The organism is Pedobacter sp. Leaf176, from assembly GCF_001424305.1.
Taxonomy (GTDB): domain Bacteria; phylum Bacteroidota; class Bacteroidia; order Sphingobacteriales; family Sphingobacteriaceae; genus Pedobacter.
In genome coordinates this window covers 447,231-462,648 of record NZ_LMPD01000006.1, presented here as the reverse complement: position 1 = coordinate 462,648, position 15,418 = coordinate 447,231, and the positions used below count along the sequence as shown (strand labels likewise).

General features: G+C 36.2%; 17 protein-coding genes. 13 read left to right on the top strand and 4 right to left on the bottom strand.

Features of this window, described 5'->3' with window-relative positions:
• Nucleotides 1–22: 22 nt before the first annotated feature.
• Nucleotides 23–1,141, bottom strand: coding sequence for an alpha/beta hydrolase fold domain-containing protein (locus tag ASF92_RS18030; protein ID WP_056096539.1), 1,119 nt, complete (start codon nucleotides 1,139–1,141; stop codon nucleotides 23–25).
• Between the two features lie 133 nt (nucleotides 1,142–1,274).
• Between ASF92_RS18030 and ASF92_RS18025 the strand changes: the two genes are divergently transcribed.
• From ASF92_RS18025 to ASF92_RS18020, 3 genes are read left to right on the top strand one after another with little or no spacing between them, the layout of a single operon-like run.
• A complete protein-coding gene (locus ASF92_RS18025) occupies nucleotides 1,275–1,643 on the top strand; it encodes an STAS/SEC14 domain-containing protein (RefSeq protein WP_056096537.1) in 369 nt (122 codons plus the stop codon).
• 4 nt (nucleotides 1,644–1,647) lie between these two features.
• Nucleotides 1,648–1,800, top strand: a complete 153-nt coding sequence (locus ASF92_RS21100; RefSeq protein ID WP_157263966.1) for a hypothetical protein — start codon at nucleotides 1,648–1,650, stop codon at nucleotides 1,798–1,800.
• Between the two features lie 18 nt (nucleotides 1,801–1,818).
• Complete coding sequence (locus ASF92_RS18020; RefSeq protein WP_056096534.1) at nucleotides 1,819–2,625, top strand: mechanosensitive ion channel family protein; 807 nt, start codon at nucleotides 1,819–1,821, stop codon at nucleotides 2,623–2,625.
• On the opposite strand, the gene ASF92_RS18015 is transcribed toward ASF92_RS18020, so the two are convergent.
• Nucleotides 2,622–2,999 (bottom strand): response regulator transcription factor, encoded by a 378-nt coding sequence (locus ASF92_RS18015; RefSeq protein WP_056096531.1) that lies wholly within the window; start codon nucleotides 2,997–2,999, stop codon nucleotides 2,622–2,624. The genes ASF92_RS18020 and ASF92_RS18015 overlap by 4 nt on opposite strands.
• A 127-nt stretch (nucleotides 3,000–3,126) precedes the next feature.
• Between ASF92_RS18015 and ASF92_RS18010 the strand changes: the two genes are divergently transcribed.
• From ASF92_RS18010 to ASF92_RS17995, 4 genes are all read left to right on the top strand, one after another.
• Nucleotides 3,127–5,343 carry an ATP-binding protein gene (locus tag ASF92_RS18010; protein ID WP_056096528.1) on the top strand — a complete coding sequence of 739 codons (2,217 nt, stop codon included), beginning with the start codon at nucleotides 3,127–3,129 and terminating at the stop codon, nucleotides 5,341–5,343.
• Between the two features lies 1 nt (nucleotide 5,344).
• Nucleotides 5,345–5,764 carry a response regulator gene (locus ASF92_RS18005; protein ID WP_056096525.1) on the top strand — a complete coding sequence of 140 codons (420 nt, stop codon included), beginning with the start codon at nucleotides 5,345–5,347 and terminating at the stop codon, nucleotides 5,762–5,764.
• Nucleotides 5,765–5,803: 39 nt separating this feature from the next.
• Nucleotides 5,804–6,388, top strand: coding sequence for a biliverdin-producing heme oxygenase (locus ASF92_RS18000; protein WP_082489610.1), 585 nt, complete (start codon nucleotides 5,804–5,806; stop codon nucleotides 6,386–6,388).
• Between the two features lie 170 nt (nucleotides 6,389–6,558).
• A complete protein-coding gene (locus ASF92_RS17995) occupies nucleotides 6,559–6,738 on the top strand; it encodes a hypothetical protein (RefSeq protein ID WP_056096518.1) in 180 nt (59 codons plus the stop codon).
• A 207-nt stretch (nucleotides 6,739–6,945) separates the two neighbouring features.
• On the opposite strand, the gene ASF92_RS17990 is transcribed toward ASF92_RS17995, so the two are convergent.
• Nucleotides 6,946–8,010, bottom strand: coding sequence for an HmuY family protein (locus ASF92_RS17990; RefSeq protein ID WP_056096516.1), 1,065 nt, complete (start codon nucleotides 8,008–8,010; stop codon nucleotides 6,946–6,948).
• 24 nt (nucleotides 8,011–8,034) lie between these two features.
• Complete coding sequence (locus ASF92_RS17985) at nucleotides 8,035–10,110, bottom strand: TonB-dependent siderophore receptor (protein ID WP_056096513.1); 2,076 nt, start codon at nucleotides 10,108–10,110, stop codon at nucleotides 8,035–8,037.
• 162 nt (nucleotides 10,111–10,272) lie between these two features.
• Between ASF92_RS17985 and ASF92_RS17980 the strand changes: the two genes are divergently transcribed.
• The 6 genes from ASF92_RS17980 (at nucleotide 10,273) to ASF92_RS17955 (ending at nucleotide 15,290) form a co-directional block, all read left to right on the top strand.
• A complete protein-coding gene (locus ASF92_RS17980) occupies nucleotides 10,273–11,226 on the top strand; it encodes a helix-turn-helix transcriptional regulator (RefSeq protein ID WP_056096511.1) in 954 nt (317 codons plus the stop codon).
• 145 nt (nucleotides 11,227–11,371) lie between these two features.
• Nucleotides 11,372–12,463, top strand: coding sequence for an MBL fold metallo-hydrolase (locus ASF92_RS17975; RefSeq protein WP_056096508.1), 1,092 nt, complete (start codon nucleotides 11,372–11,374; stop codon nucleotides 12,461–12,463).
• Nucleotides 12,464–12,516: 53 nt separating this feature from the next.
• A complete protein-coding gene (locus ASF92_RS17970) occupies nucleotides 12,517–12,879 on the top strand; it encodes a hypothetical protein (protein ID WP_056096504.1) in 363 nt (120 codons plus the stop codon).
• 55 nt (nucleotides 12,880–12,934) lie between these two features.
• The gene (locus ASF92_RS17965) at nucleotides 12,935–13,738 is read left to right on the top strand and encodes a hypothetical protein (RefSeq protein WP_056096502.1); all 804 of its coding nucleotides are present in this window, start codon (nucleotides 12,935–12,937) and stop codon (nucleotides 13,736–13,738) included.
• Nucleotides 13,739–13,740: 2 nt separating this feature from the next.
• Nucleotides 13,741–14,661, top strand: a complete 921-nt coding sequence (miaA, locus tag ASF92_RS17960) for a tRNA (adenosine(37)-N6)-dimethylallyltransferase MiaA (protein ID WP_056096499.1) — start codon at nucleotides 13,741–13,743, stop codon at nucleotides 14,659–14,661.
• 113 nt (nucleotides 14,662–14,774) lie between these two features.
• Nucleotides 14,775–15,290, top strand: a complete 516-nt coding sequence (locus tag ASF92_RS17955) for an outer membrane beta-barrel protein (RefSeq protein WP_056096496.1) — start codon at nucleotides 14,775–14,777, stop codon at nucleotides 15,288–15,290.
• Nucleotides 15,291–15,418: the final 128 nt, after the last annotated feature.

Sequence of the window (15,418 nt, the reverse complement as noted above, 5' to 3'; positions counted from 1 at the left end):
CCCTTAAATAATTTTAGGTAAGTTATTTAAATGCTGCTTTCAACTGGTCGGCAGCATAAGCCTGTGCTGCTTTTGCTTCTGGAACCAAAATACTCATTCCAAAAAATTCGTGTGTAACACCCTCATAATTTCTACTGTTAACTGTTACGCCTGCGTCAGATAATTTATTCGCAAGCATGACACCATCATCGTGTAGAGGGTCTATCTCAGCCGTAATTACAGTTGTGGGAGGCAAACCTTTTAAGTTTGCATTAACTAATGAAATTTTTGGGTTTTGAGCCTCAATCATGGTTGTCAAATACTTTTCTGTAAACCAACCCATCATCGCTTTATTTAAAGGTTTAGCATCAGTATACAGTTTGTAAGACTCGGTATTCATATTTGATTGTGCTATCGGGTAAACCAACACCTGGTGAACTGGAATCATAATGTGTTTGTCTCTGGCTTCAATTGAAACATTAGCTGCCAAATTACCTCCTGCACTTTCGCCTACGACAGCAATTTTAGCCGGGTCTGCCTTTAGATTTGATGCATTTTTAACTGCCCATTCATATGCGGCAAATGCATCATTATGTGCCGTAGGAAATTTATTTTCAGGGGCTAAACGGTAAGCAACCGAAATAACTACCGCTCCAACCTGTTCTGCTAATCCCTGTGCAGAAGCATTGTAAACATCTAGATTTGCTATAACGAAGCCACCACCGTGGTAATAAACAATAAGAGGAAATGGTCCAGAACCCGTTTTAGGGGTGTAAATTCGTAAATGAATTTTTCCACCGTTCACGTTTATATCCTTGCCCACTGTATCTACTTTGGCTTCGGGAATGGTTATATTGTTCAATTTAACCAAGTCCATAACAGCATCAGTGGGCGTATGATTTTTTCTAGCATCAACTGCGTTAAGTGTTTCTAAAGGTTTATCTCCGTAACTGGTGAGTTTTTCGATCAAGGCCTGCATTTCAGGCCTGATTGTTTTACCCCATTCAGGTGGCGGACCTGCCGGCTTCAAAGACTTTGTTACAGTAGAATCCATATTAAGGGAATCGCTGGTTGCTGTTGTTTTGTTATCGCTATTACACGCAGAAATCCCTGTCGCTAAAAAGCCAAAAGCAACGAACAATTTGTACAAACTGTTTTTCATAAGTTAATTTTTAGTTAAATGAGTAATGTTACTATAACGTAATCAATGAGATACTGTTTTTAGATATTTATAATTGAGTCAATTTTCAAACATCTTTTAGCTATATGATGTTCTGTTTAGTAAAGAATAACATATGCTTACAGAGATAACCGGACTTCCGGATAAAATATTTGGAGTCCGAGCGACCGGACCGGTAGACAGTGACGATATAAAAGATGTTTTGTTGCCAGGACTGGAACGAACTGCTGATAAATTTGGTGAGATAAGGTATTTACTAGTTCTGGATACCGACGTTAAAAATTTCACGGCTGGTGCCTGGGTTCAGGACGCAAGGGCTGGCCTGGAAAATTTTACCAAGTGGAAAAAAATAGCAGTTGTAACAACCGAAACAAGTGTAGAAAGATTTACAGATATATTTACAATTGCAACACCGGGTGCTTCTAAAGGATTTAAGCCAGAAGAACTTGATATTGCAATTGAATGGTTAATTAAAGAGGAATAAAGATATGAAAAGTTCAAAAACCCCGGCAGAAAGCAGTAAAGCCACTGCGCCGAAAACTTCGAAAGCCAAAGGTGCGACTGAAAAAACAACATCCGCAAAAGATGCAAAAAAAGTTAATACAGACAAAGACGCTCCAGTAAAACATAAAAAACCATAATACGCGCGCCTTCTGCTTATGAAAATTGATGCGAATAAAATTAACAGCTTCTATGATAAGACCTATGACTGGATAATTGCCAGGGGACCTTCCGTAATATTAGGTCTGGTTTTACTCTTTGTGGGTTTATGGCTGATAAAATTATTTGGAAAGTGGATTTCAAACGGCATGCACAAAAGAAATGTTAATCCATCACTACAACCATTTCTTTCAAGCTTAATTGTTATTGCGCTACGAATTTTATTGGTGTTAACTGTAATGCAGATTGTGGGTATACAGTTAACGTTTTTGACGGTTCTAATTGGTGGCATCGGCATTGCAGCTGGTTTGGCGCTGTCGGGTACCCTACAAAATTTCGCAAGCGGTGTGCTGATCTTATTATTGAAGCCGTTTGTTGTGGGCGACAACATTATTGCCCAGGGGCAGGAAGGAACGGTTAGCTCCATTCAGATATTTTATACGATTGTAACCACATTTGATAACAGAACTGTTGTAATTCCAAACAGCAAGCTGTCCAATGAAGTCATCATCAACATAAGTATGCAGGGTAGCAGAAGGCTGGATGTGGAAATGAAGTTCAGTTACGGCATTGATTATGAAAAAATTTACGAAATTTTTAATCGCACTGTAGATGAATTTAAACATTGCCTTAAATCTCCGGAAAGGCGTATAGGTATTTCCGCACTCGAAGAAAGCGGATTCAAGGTGATTTTAAATGTTTGGCTGAAGTCGCACGGCTTTATGGATACAAAACTACATTTTCAAAAAGAGCTATTGAGAAATTTGAAAAGCGATGGTATCAAACTACCTGGTATGTCAGATTAGTCTGTTGAATTTTTCAGCAACAAATAGATTTTATCCATTAATTCATCAATATTAAATGGCTTGGCCATAAATTCGTCGGCAGCAATTTCATCCAGCATATAATTAGATGAATTGTACCTTGCTGAAATCATTAAAACAGGAATATGTGTTGTCAGCTTATTGGCCTTTAGTTCTTTTAGCAAAACTCTTCCATCTATATCAGGAAGCATAATGTCCATAATGATAACATCGGGTTGGAAGTCCTGAACATGATTCAGAAATTCGGCGCCTTTGTTTAAGCCGGCAACATTGAAAGCTTCGCTCTCCAGAATAAGTGTTATAACGTCTAAAATTGCATGGTTATCCTCTACAACCAGAATATTTTTTTTTGCCAACTGATTTTTTTTAAATTTTTAACAAATATATAATAAAAAATAAATCCCAAAACTTTATTCAGTTGCTACGTATGTAAATTATTAAGCTTTGAGAATTAAAAAAATCTGATATTTTTGTAACCATTTTATGAACAAATTTTCTGTAGATCTAACAAATTGTGATAAGGAGCCGATTCATATTCCTGGTAAAGTTCAATCACACGGGTTTTTAATTGCCGTAGAGCAATCAACCTACAACATCTCTTACATTAGTGAGAATGCGTTGTTTTTTTTGAAATCGGCGCCGGAGGATTTATTAGAAAAATCTGTATCCATTATAAACAAATTCATAAATCCACAAGCTATTGAATTTGATATTGAAGATTTACTGAAGCTCGGAATCGTCAGGAAAAGTTTTGATGCCATTTCGCCCTATCCGATTAAAATCGGTGATAAGCCATTTTATCTGATAATTTCATCATCTCAAAACGAATGGCTTTTGGAATTTGAGCCACTCACCTTACAATATGATATTCAGAGTTTGATAGGTCGGGCAGCATCAGCCATGTTACAGGGTAAAACCGTGACGGCGCTGTTACAAGGTGCTGCTTTAGAAGTCAAGAAACTGATAAATTATGATAGAATTATGATTTACAAGTTTTTGGATGGGGGGCATGGTGAAGTAGTCGCAGAAGAAAAAGAGCCTGATCTCGAACCCTTTTTTGGTTTGCACTACCCAGCATCTGATATTCCCCAGCAGGCTAGAGAATTATACAAGTTAAATTTGACGAGGTTAATTGCCGATGTAAATAAGGAGGACTCACCAATAATTACGTTTAAAGAAAACCAACCTTTAGATTTGACTAATGGAAGTTTGAGGGCCGTATCGCCAATTCATATTCAGTATTTAAAAAATATGGGCGTTCATTCCAGCTTTAGCATTTCGTTGATTTCGCAGGGTGAATTATGGGGATTAATTGCCTGCCATAATTATAGCCCCAAGTTTATTGATTACAAAGCGCGTGAAGGCTCCAAATTGATAGGTCAAATCCTTTCGTCGGCCTTGGAATATCGCCAGGATGAAGAAAATTCTGAAATTGTAACGCAATTTAAAAATACGGCTAATATACTAACAGCACATTTAAACCGAGATAAATATTTGGCAGATGCACTTACAGACCATGACGTAAATATTTTAGATGTAACAACGGCAACAGGTGCGGTTTTAATTTTTGAAAATGAAATAAGAACAATTGGTGCTGTACCTACAAACGATGAAATTAATGAGCTGGCAGAGTGGCTTAAATCATCAAGTGACGAATCTATTTTTTACACCCACAGGTTGTCGGAAATATTCAGTCCTGCTAAACGATATAAAAACATTGCATCGGGTATTTTGGCTTGTTCGTTAAGCAAAGAGCTTAATGAAATGATTATTTGGTTTAAACCCGAACAAATCGCCACTGTAAACTGGGCGGGTAACCCCGATAAAGAAACATTAAAACCGACAGCGGATGGCTTATTAAGCTTGTCGCCAAGAAAGTCATTCGAGATTTGGTCCCAGGTGGTTAATAACACATCACAGAAGTGGTTGCCTGAAGAAATTGCCTCTGTATTGCGAATACGAGAGATAATTATTTCCAATGTAAATAAGAAAGCAAATGAAATAAGGCTACTTAACGAGAAGTTACAAAATGCCTATGAAGAATTGGATACCTTTAGTTATACAATTTCTCACGATTTACGTACACCTTTAACATCGATTAAAACATATGCAGAATTAATACTTAGAAATAAGAGTATTGATGAGAGTGCTAAAAAAATGTTGGGCAGGATTTTAACAGGCGCTGATAAAATGAACTTTCTCATCAAAGAAATTCTTAATCTAGCCAGAGTCGGCCGTTCTGATATACATTTTGAAAACGTTGATATGCAGTCTTTATTGAATGAAGTTATAGCAGAAGTTTCTGCTGCATATAAAATGGACAAAGCCGAACTTGTTTTAGGACAATTAATTGATTTAAAAGGAGATAGGACAATGTTGGTTCAGGTGTTTACCAACCTGATAACAAATGGTGTTAAGTATTCTTCGAAGGTCGATAAACCTAAAATTGAAATTTCTGCGTATATAGATGGTGACGAGACCATATACCGGGTAAAAGATAATGGTATGGGAATTGATAACCGTTATTACAATAGGGTTTTCGAACTCTTTAAACGTATGGATAATGCCAAGGATATTGAAGGGACAGGAGTTGGCTTAGCCATTGTAAAAAGGGTGATGGAAAGACATAATGGAAGGGTGTGGTTTGAGAGTGAACTAAACATAGGCTCAACCTTTTACCTGGCTTTTAAGAACAAATAGAATGAAAACAACAGATATATTTTATGTAGAGGATGATTCAGACTATGCTTTCTTTATGCAAAGTGCTGTGCAGGAAGTTAAGGATAGCTTAAATCTGACAATTGTTGAGGACGGGATGGAAGCGTTGGCGAAGTTAAAAAGTTTCGCAGATAGTAAAACTAAACCTAAATTGATATTGCTCGATTTAAATTTGCCTGGTCTCTCTGGCCTGGATTTACTGAAATTTATAAGAGATATTCCTTATCTTAAAACGATACCAGTTATTTTATTTTCAACTTCTGATAATCCCGATGACGTGAAAGCATCTATAGAATTCGGAGCGAATGCTTATTTAACAAAACCTGATGGGTACGATAATCTGTTAAAGTGTGTTCATTCGGTACATGATTTCTGGTTTAGTCAACACCTTCGATTAAATTAAAACAATCGAAACCCGAATTTTTAAAAAAAAATAATCTTAATGATTGCCAATCTACTAAGGACCCGAACTGCTGACATGCACACTCAGTTAGAGTCGCGGATGTTCATAAACGAAATTATGAATGGTTCGTTGAATATCGCGGAATATAAGAAACTACTCATAGTTAATTACATCATCCATTATAAGCTTGAACAAAAATTGGTTGATATGCTGAACGCAGATATCATTGAAAAGTTGCAAATGCATACACGTTTTAAGCTCGCTGCTCTTGAAAAGGATTTAGATTATTGGAAGATAGATCCGGCATCATTGCCTGATTTAAATTTTGAGTTATTCGTACCGGAAAATAACGATGCTGAAGTTTTGGGCGCATTGTATGTGCTCGAAGGGGCAACATTGGGCGGTAACGTAATCAAAAAAAGTATTTTGAAAAATCCCGATTTTGCCTATCATAAGGATGGTTTAAATTACTACGGCGTATACGGGGATGAACTAAGCTCAAAATGGAAAATGTTTGTTGCCGTGTTAAATGAAACCGTAACCGAGCCTGATTATGAGCGTTGTATTGAAAGTGCTAACAAAACCTTTAATAACTTAATACACCTTACAAAACAGCATCAATAAATGGGGATTGTAAAGAAAAAAATACTTCTATAAGTGTATAAAGGCATTTTTTACTTCTTAAGATGTGCAAAACTTCTTTCAAATTAATATTTGCTTTCTCTTGTTAATTCAAGGTAAATACGTATTATTGAAAAAATAAATTTTTTAAACCTTAAAAACATCAATTAGCGATGGAAAAATTCTCAAAAGTTAAAGCTGCTGTTGCTGCTATTGAAGCAGATGTAGAAAAATTTTATAACGCTGGCAATGCAGCTGCTGGTACTCGTGTGCGTAAAGCAATGCAAGATCTTAAAGTTTTAGCACAAGAAATCCGTGCAGAAGTAACTGAAAAGAAAAACTCTGGAAAATAATATTTCGCGAGTAGAACGAAAAGGTTCCGATTTATCGGGACCTTTTTGCATTTGAGGGTTTTTGCATTGGTTAGCGTCACAGTATCCAGTCCATCATAGATATTGTGTCAGTTACAGAAAACCAATTGAAAATCTCTAAAAGATAAAGCCCACCATCGCGGCAGGCCATTATCCAACTAACAAAACATATTTTGATGAAGAATTCGACTATCCTTTTTTAACCAATTTGTATTCAATAACCGGTTTACCGCGGGTACCACCATCGTTAGAAATAAAGCTGTTGAATTTTAATTTGTAAACATTTCCGGATCCGTCTTTTACGACGTAAAAAACATTAGTTTTAACACCAATTGCAGTTCCTGTTGTATTTCTCCAGGTAGATCCAATTACATCTCTTGCGGTAGAGAACGTCAGGCCGGTAATATCAGATTCAGCGAAAGAAGCATACGTTTTCGTCGCAGTAGAAACTTGAGCTGCCGAAGTACCTCCCTGATTGTTAATGAAAACCAAATCAGAAAATGCATAAGGAAGTTGTTCTGTACCTGCAGAAGTCCAATACATGCTGTATCCCCAAACGATGTCCCAACTTGCTTTTGCAGGTTCAACAGATACTGTTATACCTTTAACCAGTGAAGCGAATTGAAAATTGGCATCAGTATTTTTAGTGATGTCAATTGTTTTAAAAGTAGTTTCAGCAACTTTAGCATATTGCAACGTATAGCCAGTACCTTTTCTGATAATTCTGATTTTATATAACTCGTCATTGGCTAGAACAGTATTTGAACCGCCTTTTCTGTTAAGAATGTATGCTTTGTTTTCTGTATCGTTGGCGGAGATCGCAGAAATGGCAGTTTTGGTAAGAATATTAGCTTCTCTCGAATCATCAATCAGGGCGAAAGTTCCACCGCCCTGACCAACTTTCAGTGTATTGGGATCAAAATCAGCAATGGTCACTGAATTTAAATCGGTTTTATTAACAGCAATTACAGAAGAACCGTTTGTGGCATTTAAGATAACTTTGAAATCCGAACCGGAATAAAATCCTAAATCCCAGCTGTCCCTGTCAACTGTTGTTTGTTTGTCGGCACTAAAATCCACATAAACGCTGTTACCAGCTGCATTTCCTGCCTCAGCGGCTAGTAATCCATTCAATGTTAAGGTGCTACCATCTGATGGTGGAGCAATAACAAGAGGTTCTTCATTGTCTTTTTTACAAGCGGTAAATGTAACCGCCAATAATGCGATCGCAATAATTGAGTTAAACTTATTCATGTTTCTATTTTTGATGTTTATTAATTAATTTTTATTCCAGTTAAATGTTAAGCCCAATACATAGGATCGTCCATAACTGTTAGGCACAGTAGCACCACCTGTGCTGTGTGCACCGCCACTTGCCGTAGATGTGTTTGATAATTGGGTTACATTGAAGAGATTTTTAACACCTGCATTGATGGTTAAATATTTATATATGTTTTTGCTGAGCATTAAGTCGGCGAGATTAAAACTTCCTATTTTAACCAAGGTTGCTGTTTGAACATTGTTAATAGTACTTAATTGGTAATTAGGAAGACTTCCCGTGTATTTATAGAATAGACTTACGCTACCATTGATTTTAGGTAATGTGTAGGAAAGATTGGAGGTAATTTCTGCCGACCAAACAAATTCGGGAATATCTAAAGAATTAGTCGATTGCAATAAATCATTATATCTTCCGATGTACGACAAACCTACTGTAGCCTGGAAGTTTCTATAAATCAATGTATTTTCAAGTGTACCGCCTGTGGTTTTATATTTTGAAATATTGATTAAGGTCGTAATCGATGGGACAGTTGCATCGATACCATAATCTATTCTATTTTTAAAAAGGTTATAGAAGCCCGCAAGTGTACTTCGAAATTGCAAATTGTCTGTTTTAACTCCTGACCAGGACAACGAACCATTAAAACTGTTCGATTCTTCTGCCCTCAAATTTGGATTGCCCATTATAGAATGACTTGCATCAAAGAAATCGTAATACAATTCGCGAAGGGCAGGGGCACGAAACCCTTTTGCATAAGCCAACCTCAAATCGATGCTTTTGTTTAACTTAAATTTGGTGTTCAATGATGGAATTACTGGTGGTGCATCGTAAACTGAGTTTTTGATGAATCTGAAGCCGGGTCGAATATTTATACCTGCTATTGGCTTGAATTCGCCTGAAATAAAGAAAGCATAATCGTTAATTACCGGCGAACCACTAATCCTCGCACCGCTTGCCGCATCACGATTAAATTCGATGCCGGGTTGTAATGAAAGTTTATCGCTTGCCCTATATTGCGCTGTAGACCTAAATATTGCCGAATTGAATTTAGCAACATCCTGCTCACCAGCAGCTGTTGTTAATTCTTCACTGCCTGTTGTGAAATCATGAATTACTGATTTGGTCGCCCGTTTCAGATTAGTATAACCTGCAATCGCAGATAGCTGCAAATCCTGAGTAATGCGCCATTCTGACTGCAATTGCTGTGTGAAACGATCAGTTGTATAGGTCTGAAATTTTGCTTTATAATTATTGGGATTCATCCCACCGCGGCTATCAATCGTTTCGTTTAAACCATCGAGCCTGTACCAGATATTGAAATTTTCAGTCCTGTATCCAATTTTAGTGTTCCCCAACCATTGCGCTTTAGGTTTCCATCGGTTTCCATCGGCTTCAACCTCTGCAAGTGTTGCAGTTTTTGCCGCCATGTTCCACCCTCCGAATTCGTTATGACTAAAGCCGGCTAAAGCATTCCATCCATTTTTTTGAAAACTGGCACTGATGCTCTGGTTATGATTACCACTTCCGGAAAAGGCGCTATATTCATTACCTGCGGTTTCTTCCTGCATCCTTGCCGATATGCTTATCAGTGATTTGCCGCTATTTTTCGTAATGATGTTAATAACGCCTGCCAATGCATCCGTTCCATATACAACCGACATCGGACCTTCTACAATTTCAATTCGCTCAACCGTATTTATGTCAATCTGATTCAAGCTTTCGCGGGTATCTGATCGGTCTACCATGGGTACGCCATCTAATAGAATTTTGATGTTTCTACCCGTCATCCCCATCAGTTGAACATCGGTAGTTCCGAGTGTCAAATCATTACTGAAGCGGAAACCGAGTTCAGTGTTTAAAACTTGTTGAACATTTGTGGCTGCTCTCAATCTTATCCTTTCTGCGCTTATGGTTCTAATGTTATAAACAGAGTTCTTTAATGTCTGAGGTACAAATTGACCTGTTATTACAACATCTTTTAGATCTTTTGCCTTCGTGGTATCAGGCTTTATATCCTGACTTAAAGCATCAAAACCAATCATTAAAAGAATAATTGATAAATATATTTTCATTTATTTAGACTAATTATAAATTATTGTGCAAATTTGAAGATTATCAAAAACAGGAGATAACGCGAAACGGATAATTAACAACGTGAAACGGATTATTTAGAAAGAATCTAAATAATGATAATGCTGATGTTTATATCAGCGCTCTTGAATAAAGAAAATTGAATGAGGATTAGACTATCAGATTATCGTAGCGGAAAATTACTTTTAGAAAGTATCTATCCTGATGATTTTGATACCGGATTATTTGTCGAAGAACGAGCATGTCAAATAGACAATGGGACCTTTACCATCTGGTTAAATGAAAAATGGTTTAATGGAACATACATCGGTTTTTCTAAAGTTAAATCAGAAATACCCGTAGAAATCTATGTTGAAAATTCAGATGAACAAGTATTTTTTCTTTTCTGTTTAACAGGAGAAATGAAATTCAGGAATATTTCACAACAGGAGGTAATTACTTTGACGGGCAATCAGCAGTATATAGGCAGCGGGGTTTTTAACAATCTGATAGTGCGTCTTAGTAACAATACAGAATACCTATGTCTACAGCTAAGCAGACAACATTATAAAAATTTAACAGGTGAAGAATTCTACAATGATATTGCCATTTATAATTCCGTATCAATTGATCCGGAAGTCAGATTGGTCTTAAATTTAATGATTAGTCAGAAAAACCACAAACGCGTTGAGAGAATCTCAATTGAAGCAAAAGTTTATGAGTTACTGGCTTTTTACATTAATAAAGCAGCCATCGAGTCAACATCCTCTCTAAAAAAACATGATATTGATAAAATATTATTGGCTAAGAAGTTGGTAGAAGAAAACATTCAGACACCCAATTCGTTAATGGAGTTATCCCGGCGGGTCGGTATAAATGATTATAAGCTCAAAATTGGCTTTAAGGAATTAACTGGTTACACGGTTTTCGGATACCTAAATAAGGTTAGAATGGAAAGTGCCTATAACTATTTATTAAAAGAAAAGAAAACTGTAAATGAAGTCGCTTTTTTAGTCGGTTATAAAAATGCGCAACATTTCACTGTTGCTTTTAGAAAAATGTACAATATTTTGCCTGGAAGTATAAATAGGGGGCGTTTGGAGCCAGAAAAATTTTAATTATTTGTATATTTCATTAGCTACTGTATAAGGCATCATAATTACAATCAAACCCTGATGCAAGTGTAAATTAAAATCTTTACACCAGCTGTACTTAAGCATTTTTTTAATGAAGAAAATCAAGCTACTTTAGCTGCAAAAAACAATGTTCGTTTTCTATATCCTATTGATTCTTGTTGTAATCGCATTTGTCGTTATGAATTTGCCGGTTTTTGGTCGCTTACCAAAAGGTAACAGAGCAATTTCAATTCATCAATTGCCAAATTATAAAGATGGGGCTTTACACAATTTGTCGGTTACACCGATGCAACCTGAAGGCGTCTCTTTTTTTGATGTTTTGATAAAATTCCTTTTTGGCAAGTACCCTAATAAAATCCCTTCGAAGCCAATAAAAATTGTGAATCCGGATTTGAATAGCGAACCGATTAGTAAATCAACAGAAATTATCTGGTTTGGCCATTCTTCTTATCTTATAAAAGCCGGCGACAAACGCATTTTAATTGACCCGATTTTTAACAGTACGCCATCGCCTTTTTCTTTTATAGGGAGTAAAGCTTTTCCGGGAACAGAATTTGTTAAGGCAGAAGATTTCTTAAATATCGATATTTTGGTAATCACACACGATCATTATGATCACCTCGATTACCCAAGTATTTTAAAAATTGCACCAAATGTGAATACAATTGTAACCCCGATTGGGGTAGGTGCACATTTAGAACGATGGGGTATTCCTAAAGGAAAAATAAATGAGCTTTATTGGAACCAGTCTGTCACGTTTTTTAATTCCATAAAATTTACGGCTGTACCGGCCCGACATTTTACCGGCCGTAAATTTAAACGAAACCAAACACTTTGGTCGGCATTTGTGCTGGACTTGTCAGATTCAAAATTGTTTTTGGGTGGCGACTCAGGTTATGATAAACATTTCGAAGAAATAGGGAACGCACACGGTCCGTTCGATATCGCATTCTTAGAATGTGGCCAATACAATGAAATGTGGCCATTCATTCATATGTATCCTGAACAAACTGTTCAGGCAGCTATCGACCTCAAGGCCAAAGCTTTATTACCGGTGCATTGGGCTAAGTTCAGTTTGTCCATGCATCCATGGAATGAGCCGATTGAAAGGGTAACTAAGGAGGCTAAACGTAAACAATTAAACCTATTAACGCCGAAATTGGGCGAAACAATTGTACTTAACAAGATTTCTCACTTTGAACAGTGGTGGCTCGTTTAATAAGATTTAAACAATATGATACCTGCCTTGTTATAAATTTATATTATAAAATTATGAAAACCGACTTAGTAGAAATTTTTCAAACCATCAGAGCGAGCCTGCAGCCATATGCAGCCCGAGGTTATACAGTTCACGAAAATTCAGAAACAGGATATGATTTATATAGTGAAAAAAATGTTGAAATAAGTGGTGAAAAAATAACCGAGAGGTTTTTCTGTGGCATTTATATAAATGGTGATAAAGTAGAGGTTAAATTAAATACAAGCGATTTCGAATCTGAAAAACAAAATTTAACTGCATTCGATGAAGGAAAAGCTGGCTTGAAAATTACTGAATTAAGTGATGATAAGCTGAAGGAAACAGAAACACTAATTGAAATTATTCATACTAACTTTAAAGAAAAAGAATGGATTTAATTCATTCTCCGTTTTGAAAAATTAAATTTGCATCAGCGTAAATTAAAATCTGATTTTGTTGGCTACTGTAGGTGCAAATTTTGAAATTGTTACAAATACATGGAAGAACCATTTTCTCGCTGCCCTGGCAGAACGGAAAGTGGTTTTTGAGTTTAATCAAGATTATTTTAGCATTGTATTGCTCACCGGGCATAAAATTGCTATTAATCTGGTCGATACAGTAAACAGCTTTTTACCTGAAGAACTAATTGAAATTCAGAATTCCGAAATAAAGAAAGGTGTCAAGTTAATTCATTTGTGGGAAGATGTATGGTTAACAAAGCGGGATAAGGTTATTTTTAGGCTAAATTCGCTTCGTGGTTTAAACCAAACCCTTCATGGTAGAAAAACAATAATTCATAAAATAGATAAACCGACTGCAAATAAGTTTTTAAATGAAAATCATTTGCAGGGAGCAGTTAATAGTCGCTACAAATACGGTCTATACTATTTAGATGAGCTAGTTGCCGTTGCCACATTTTCTGCGCTTCGCAAAATGAATCATTCAGAAGATTACAAATCCATCGAATTAATAAGATTTGCAGTATTAGGCGGATTTTCAATTACAGGTGGATTAAGCAAGTTACTTAAGCATTTGAAGACACTTCTTCATCCGGATGATATAATGACTTATGCAGATTGCGATTGGTCTTCAGGCGATGCTTATATTAAATTAGGATTTGAACAAGTTGCCACTTTGCAGCCTCAATATTTTGTTTTAAATGAAGATAGAAGTCGTAAATTGATTAAGCAAGGATTAGAAAACAGGGAAGGGGTTGTTTTTAATACAGGGAGTTTAAAATTTATCCTAACGTTTTGAAGATGACGGAAAATTCCTTAATAATAATATTAGGTGCAACTGCTTCTGGCAAAACAAAGCTCGCCGTACAAATGGCTAAAGAATTGGGTGGAGAAATTATTAGTGCCGATAGTCGCCAGATTTTTAACCGAATGGATATCGGTACTGGTAAAGATTTAAATGAATATCGAATTGGCGACATTGAAATTCCCCGTCATCTAATCAACATATTGGATCCGGGAGAGCGCTATAATGTGGATGCTTTTAAGAATGATTTTTATCAATCTTTTAAAGAAATAACCGGACGAAATAAAATACCAATTCTTTGTGGCGGAACAGGGATGTATATTCATAGTATTTTACAAAGCCAACCCTATACCGCCGTTCCTGTAAATGATCAACTGCGATCGAGATTTATTGAGTTAACCAGGGATGACCTGCTCATTGAATTGAATAAATATCCAAAAGAACTAACAAAAAAAGTTGACTTATTATCGAAGAAAAGATTAATCAGAGCCATAGAGATTGCGGAGTACCTCCGATACAATACACTTCCACAAATCGAAAGACCTGAAATTAATTTCATTGTATTTGGCTTAAAAAATGAAGTTGAGCGCACCCGAAAAAATATTATAGAAAGATTAGAGATGAGGTTGCAAAATGGAATGATTGAAGAAGTCGAGGCTTTATTGGCCAGTGGCGTTAGTAAAGATATCTTAATTTTTTATGGCTTGGAATATAAATTTATAGTGAATTATTTATCCGGCAATTTAAGTTACGATGAACTTAAGATACAATTGGGCATTGCAATATGTCAGTATGCCAAGCGGCAAAACACATTTTTCAGAAAGATGGAAAAAGATGGTGTTTTAATAAACTGGCTCGACGCCTCTGCCTCAATAAGTTCCCTAAAAAATCAGGCTTTAGAACAATTATTATCCTAGGGAATTTCCTGGATGTTGTTGTCATATGTTTGAAAAAATACTAAATAGAGCGCTTTTTGGCACAGGGTTTGTAATTGTGCAAGTATTATAGTTTTAACTCAAAATACATAAAAATGAAAACAATTACTAAAATCCTGGCTACTTCAGCAGCTGCCGTAGCTTTATTTTTCTCTACAAACGCAAACGCACAAAACCAAAAATTAGGTATAGGAATTACTGCTGGTATTCCAACAAGCGATGCTTACAGTGTGGCATTAGGAGCAGATTTACGTTATCAATTTGATATTGATAAACAATTATCAATTCCGGTAACAGCGGGTTATACTCACTTAAGTGGAAAAGAGATTGGCAATAGCGGTGTTAATTTCGAGAGTTACGGTTACATTCCAGTAAAAGCTGGCGTTAAATATTTTTTCAATACTTCTGGTTCTGGGGTTTATGGCTTAGCAGAACTTGGTGCTGGTTTCGGTACTAAAGAAGGTAGTGGAACGTCTTTCGTTTATTCACCAGCGATTGGTTATGCTTGGAGTAATGGATTAGACTTAGGCGTTAAATACGAAGGCCTTGCTCAGAATAGTACGAGCACAGGTTTCTTTGGTTTGCGTTTAGCTTACGGCTTTTCTCTATAATCAAAAAAAATAAAATTTAAAGCCTCCGAAATTTCGGGGGCTTTTTCATTTATAAATTTTTCTGAAAAAAATGAAAATAAATAAATCTGAATGAAAGGCATTTTCGTATGTATCTAAAAACCTTAATA

Excerpts from the sequence above, each read along its gene's own strand:
- ASF92_RS21100 (WP_157263966.1), top strand. The coding sequence starts at position 1,648 with ATGAAAAGTTCAAAAACCCCGGCAGAAAGCAGTAAAGCCACTGCGCCG.
- ASF92_RS18030 (WP_056096539.1), bottom strand. The coding sequence starts at position 1,141 with ATGAAAAACAGTTTGTACAAATTGTTCGTTGCTTTTGGCTTTTTAGCG.
- ASF92_RS17970 (WP_056096504.1), top strand. The coding sequence starts at position 12,517 with ATGAAAACCGACTTAGTAGAAATTTTTCAAACCATCAGAGCGAGCCTG.
- ASF92_RS17975 (WP_056096508.1), top strand. The coding sequence starts at position 11,372 with ATGTTCGTTTTCTATATCCTATTGATTCTTGTTGTAATCGCATTTGTC.
- ASF92_RS17955 (WP_056096496.1), top strand. The coding sequence starts at position 14,775 with ATGAAAACAATTACTAAAATCCTGGCTACTTCAGCAGCTGCCGTAGCT.
- ASF92_RS18005 (WP_056096525.1), top strand. The coding sequence starts at position 5,345 with ATGAAAACAACAGATATATTTTATGTAGAGGATGATTCAGACTATGCT.
- ASF92_RS18010 (WP_056096528.1), top strand. The coding sequence starts at position 3,127 with ATGAACAAATTTTCTGTAGATCTAACAAATTGTGATAAGGAGCCGATT.
- ASF92_RS17985 (WP_056096513.1), bottom strand. The coding sequence starts at position 10,110 with ATGAAAATATATTTATCAATTATTCTTTTAATGATTGGTTTTGATGCT.
- ASF92_RS18025 (WP_056096537.1), top strand. The coding sequence starts at position 1,275 with ATGCTTACAGAGATAACCGGACTTCCGGATAAAATATTTGGAGTCCGA.
- ASF92_RS17995 (WP_056096518.1), top strand. The coding sequence starts at position 6,559 with ATGGAAAAATTCTCAAAAGTTAAAGCTGCTGTTGCTGCTATTGAAGCA.
- ASF92_RS18020 (WP_056096534.1), top strand. The coding sequence starts at position 1,819 with ATGAAAATTGATGCGAATAAAATTAACAGCTTCTATGATAAGACCTAT.
- miaA (WP_056096499.1), top strand. The coding sequence starts at position 13,741 with ATGACGGAAAATTCCTTAATAATAATATTAGGTGCAACTGCTTCTGGC.
- ASF92_RS17980 (WP_056096511.1), top strand. The coding sequence starts at position 10,273 with ATGAGGATTAGACTATCAGATTATCGTAGCGGAAAATTACTTTTAGAA.
- ASF92_RS17990 (WP_056096516.1), bottom strand. The coding sequence starts at position 8,010 with ATGAATAAGTTTAACTCAATTATTGCGATCGCATTATTGGCGGTTACA.
- ASF92_RS18000 (WP_082489610.1), top strand. The coding sequence starts at position 5,804 with ATGATTGCCAATCTACTAAGGACCCGAACTGCTGACATGCACACTCAG.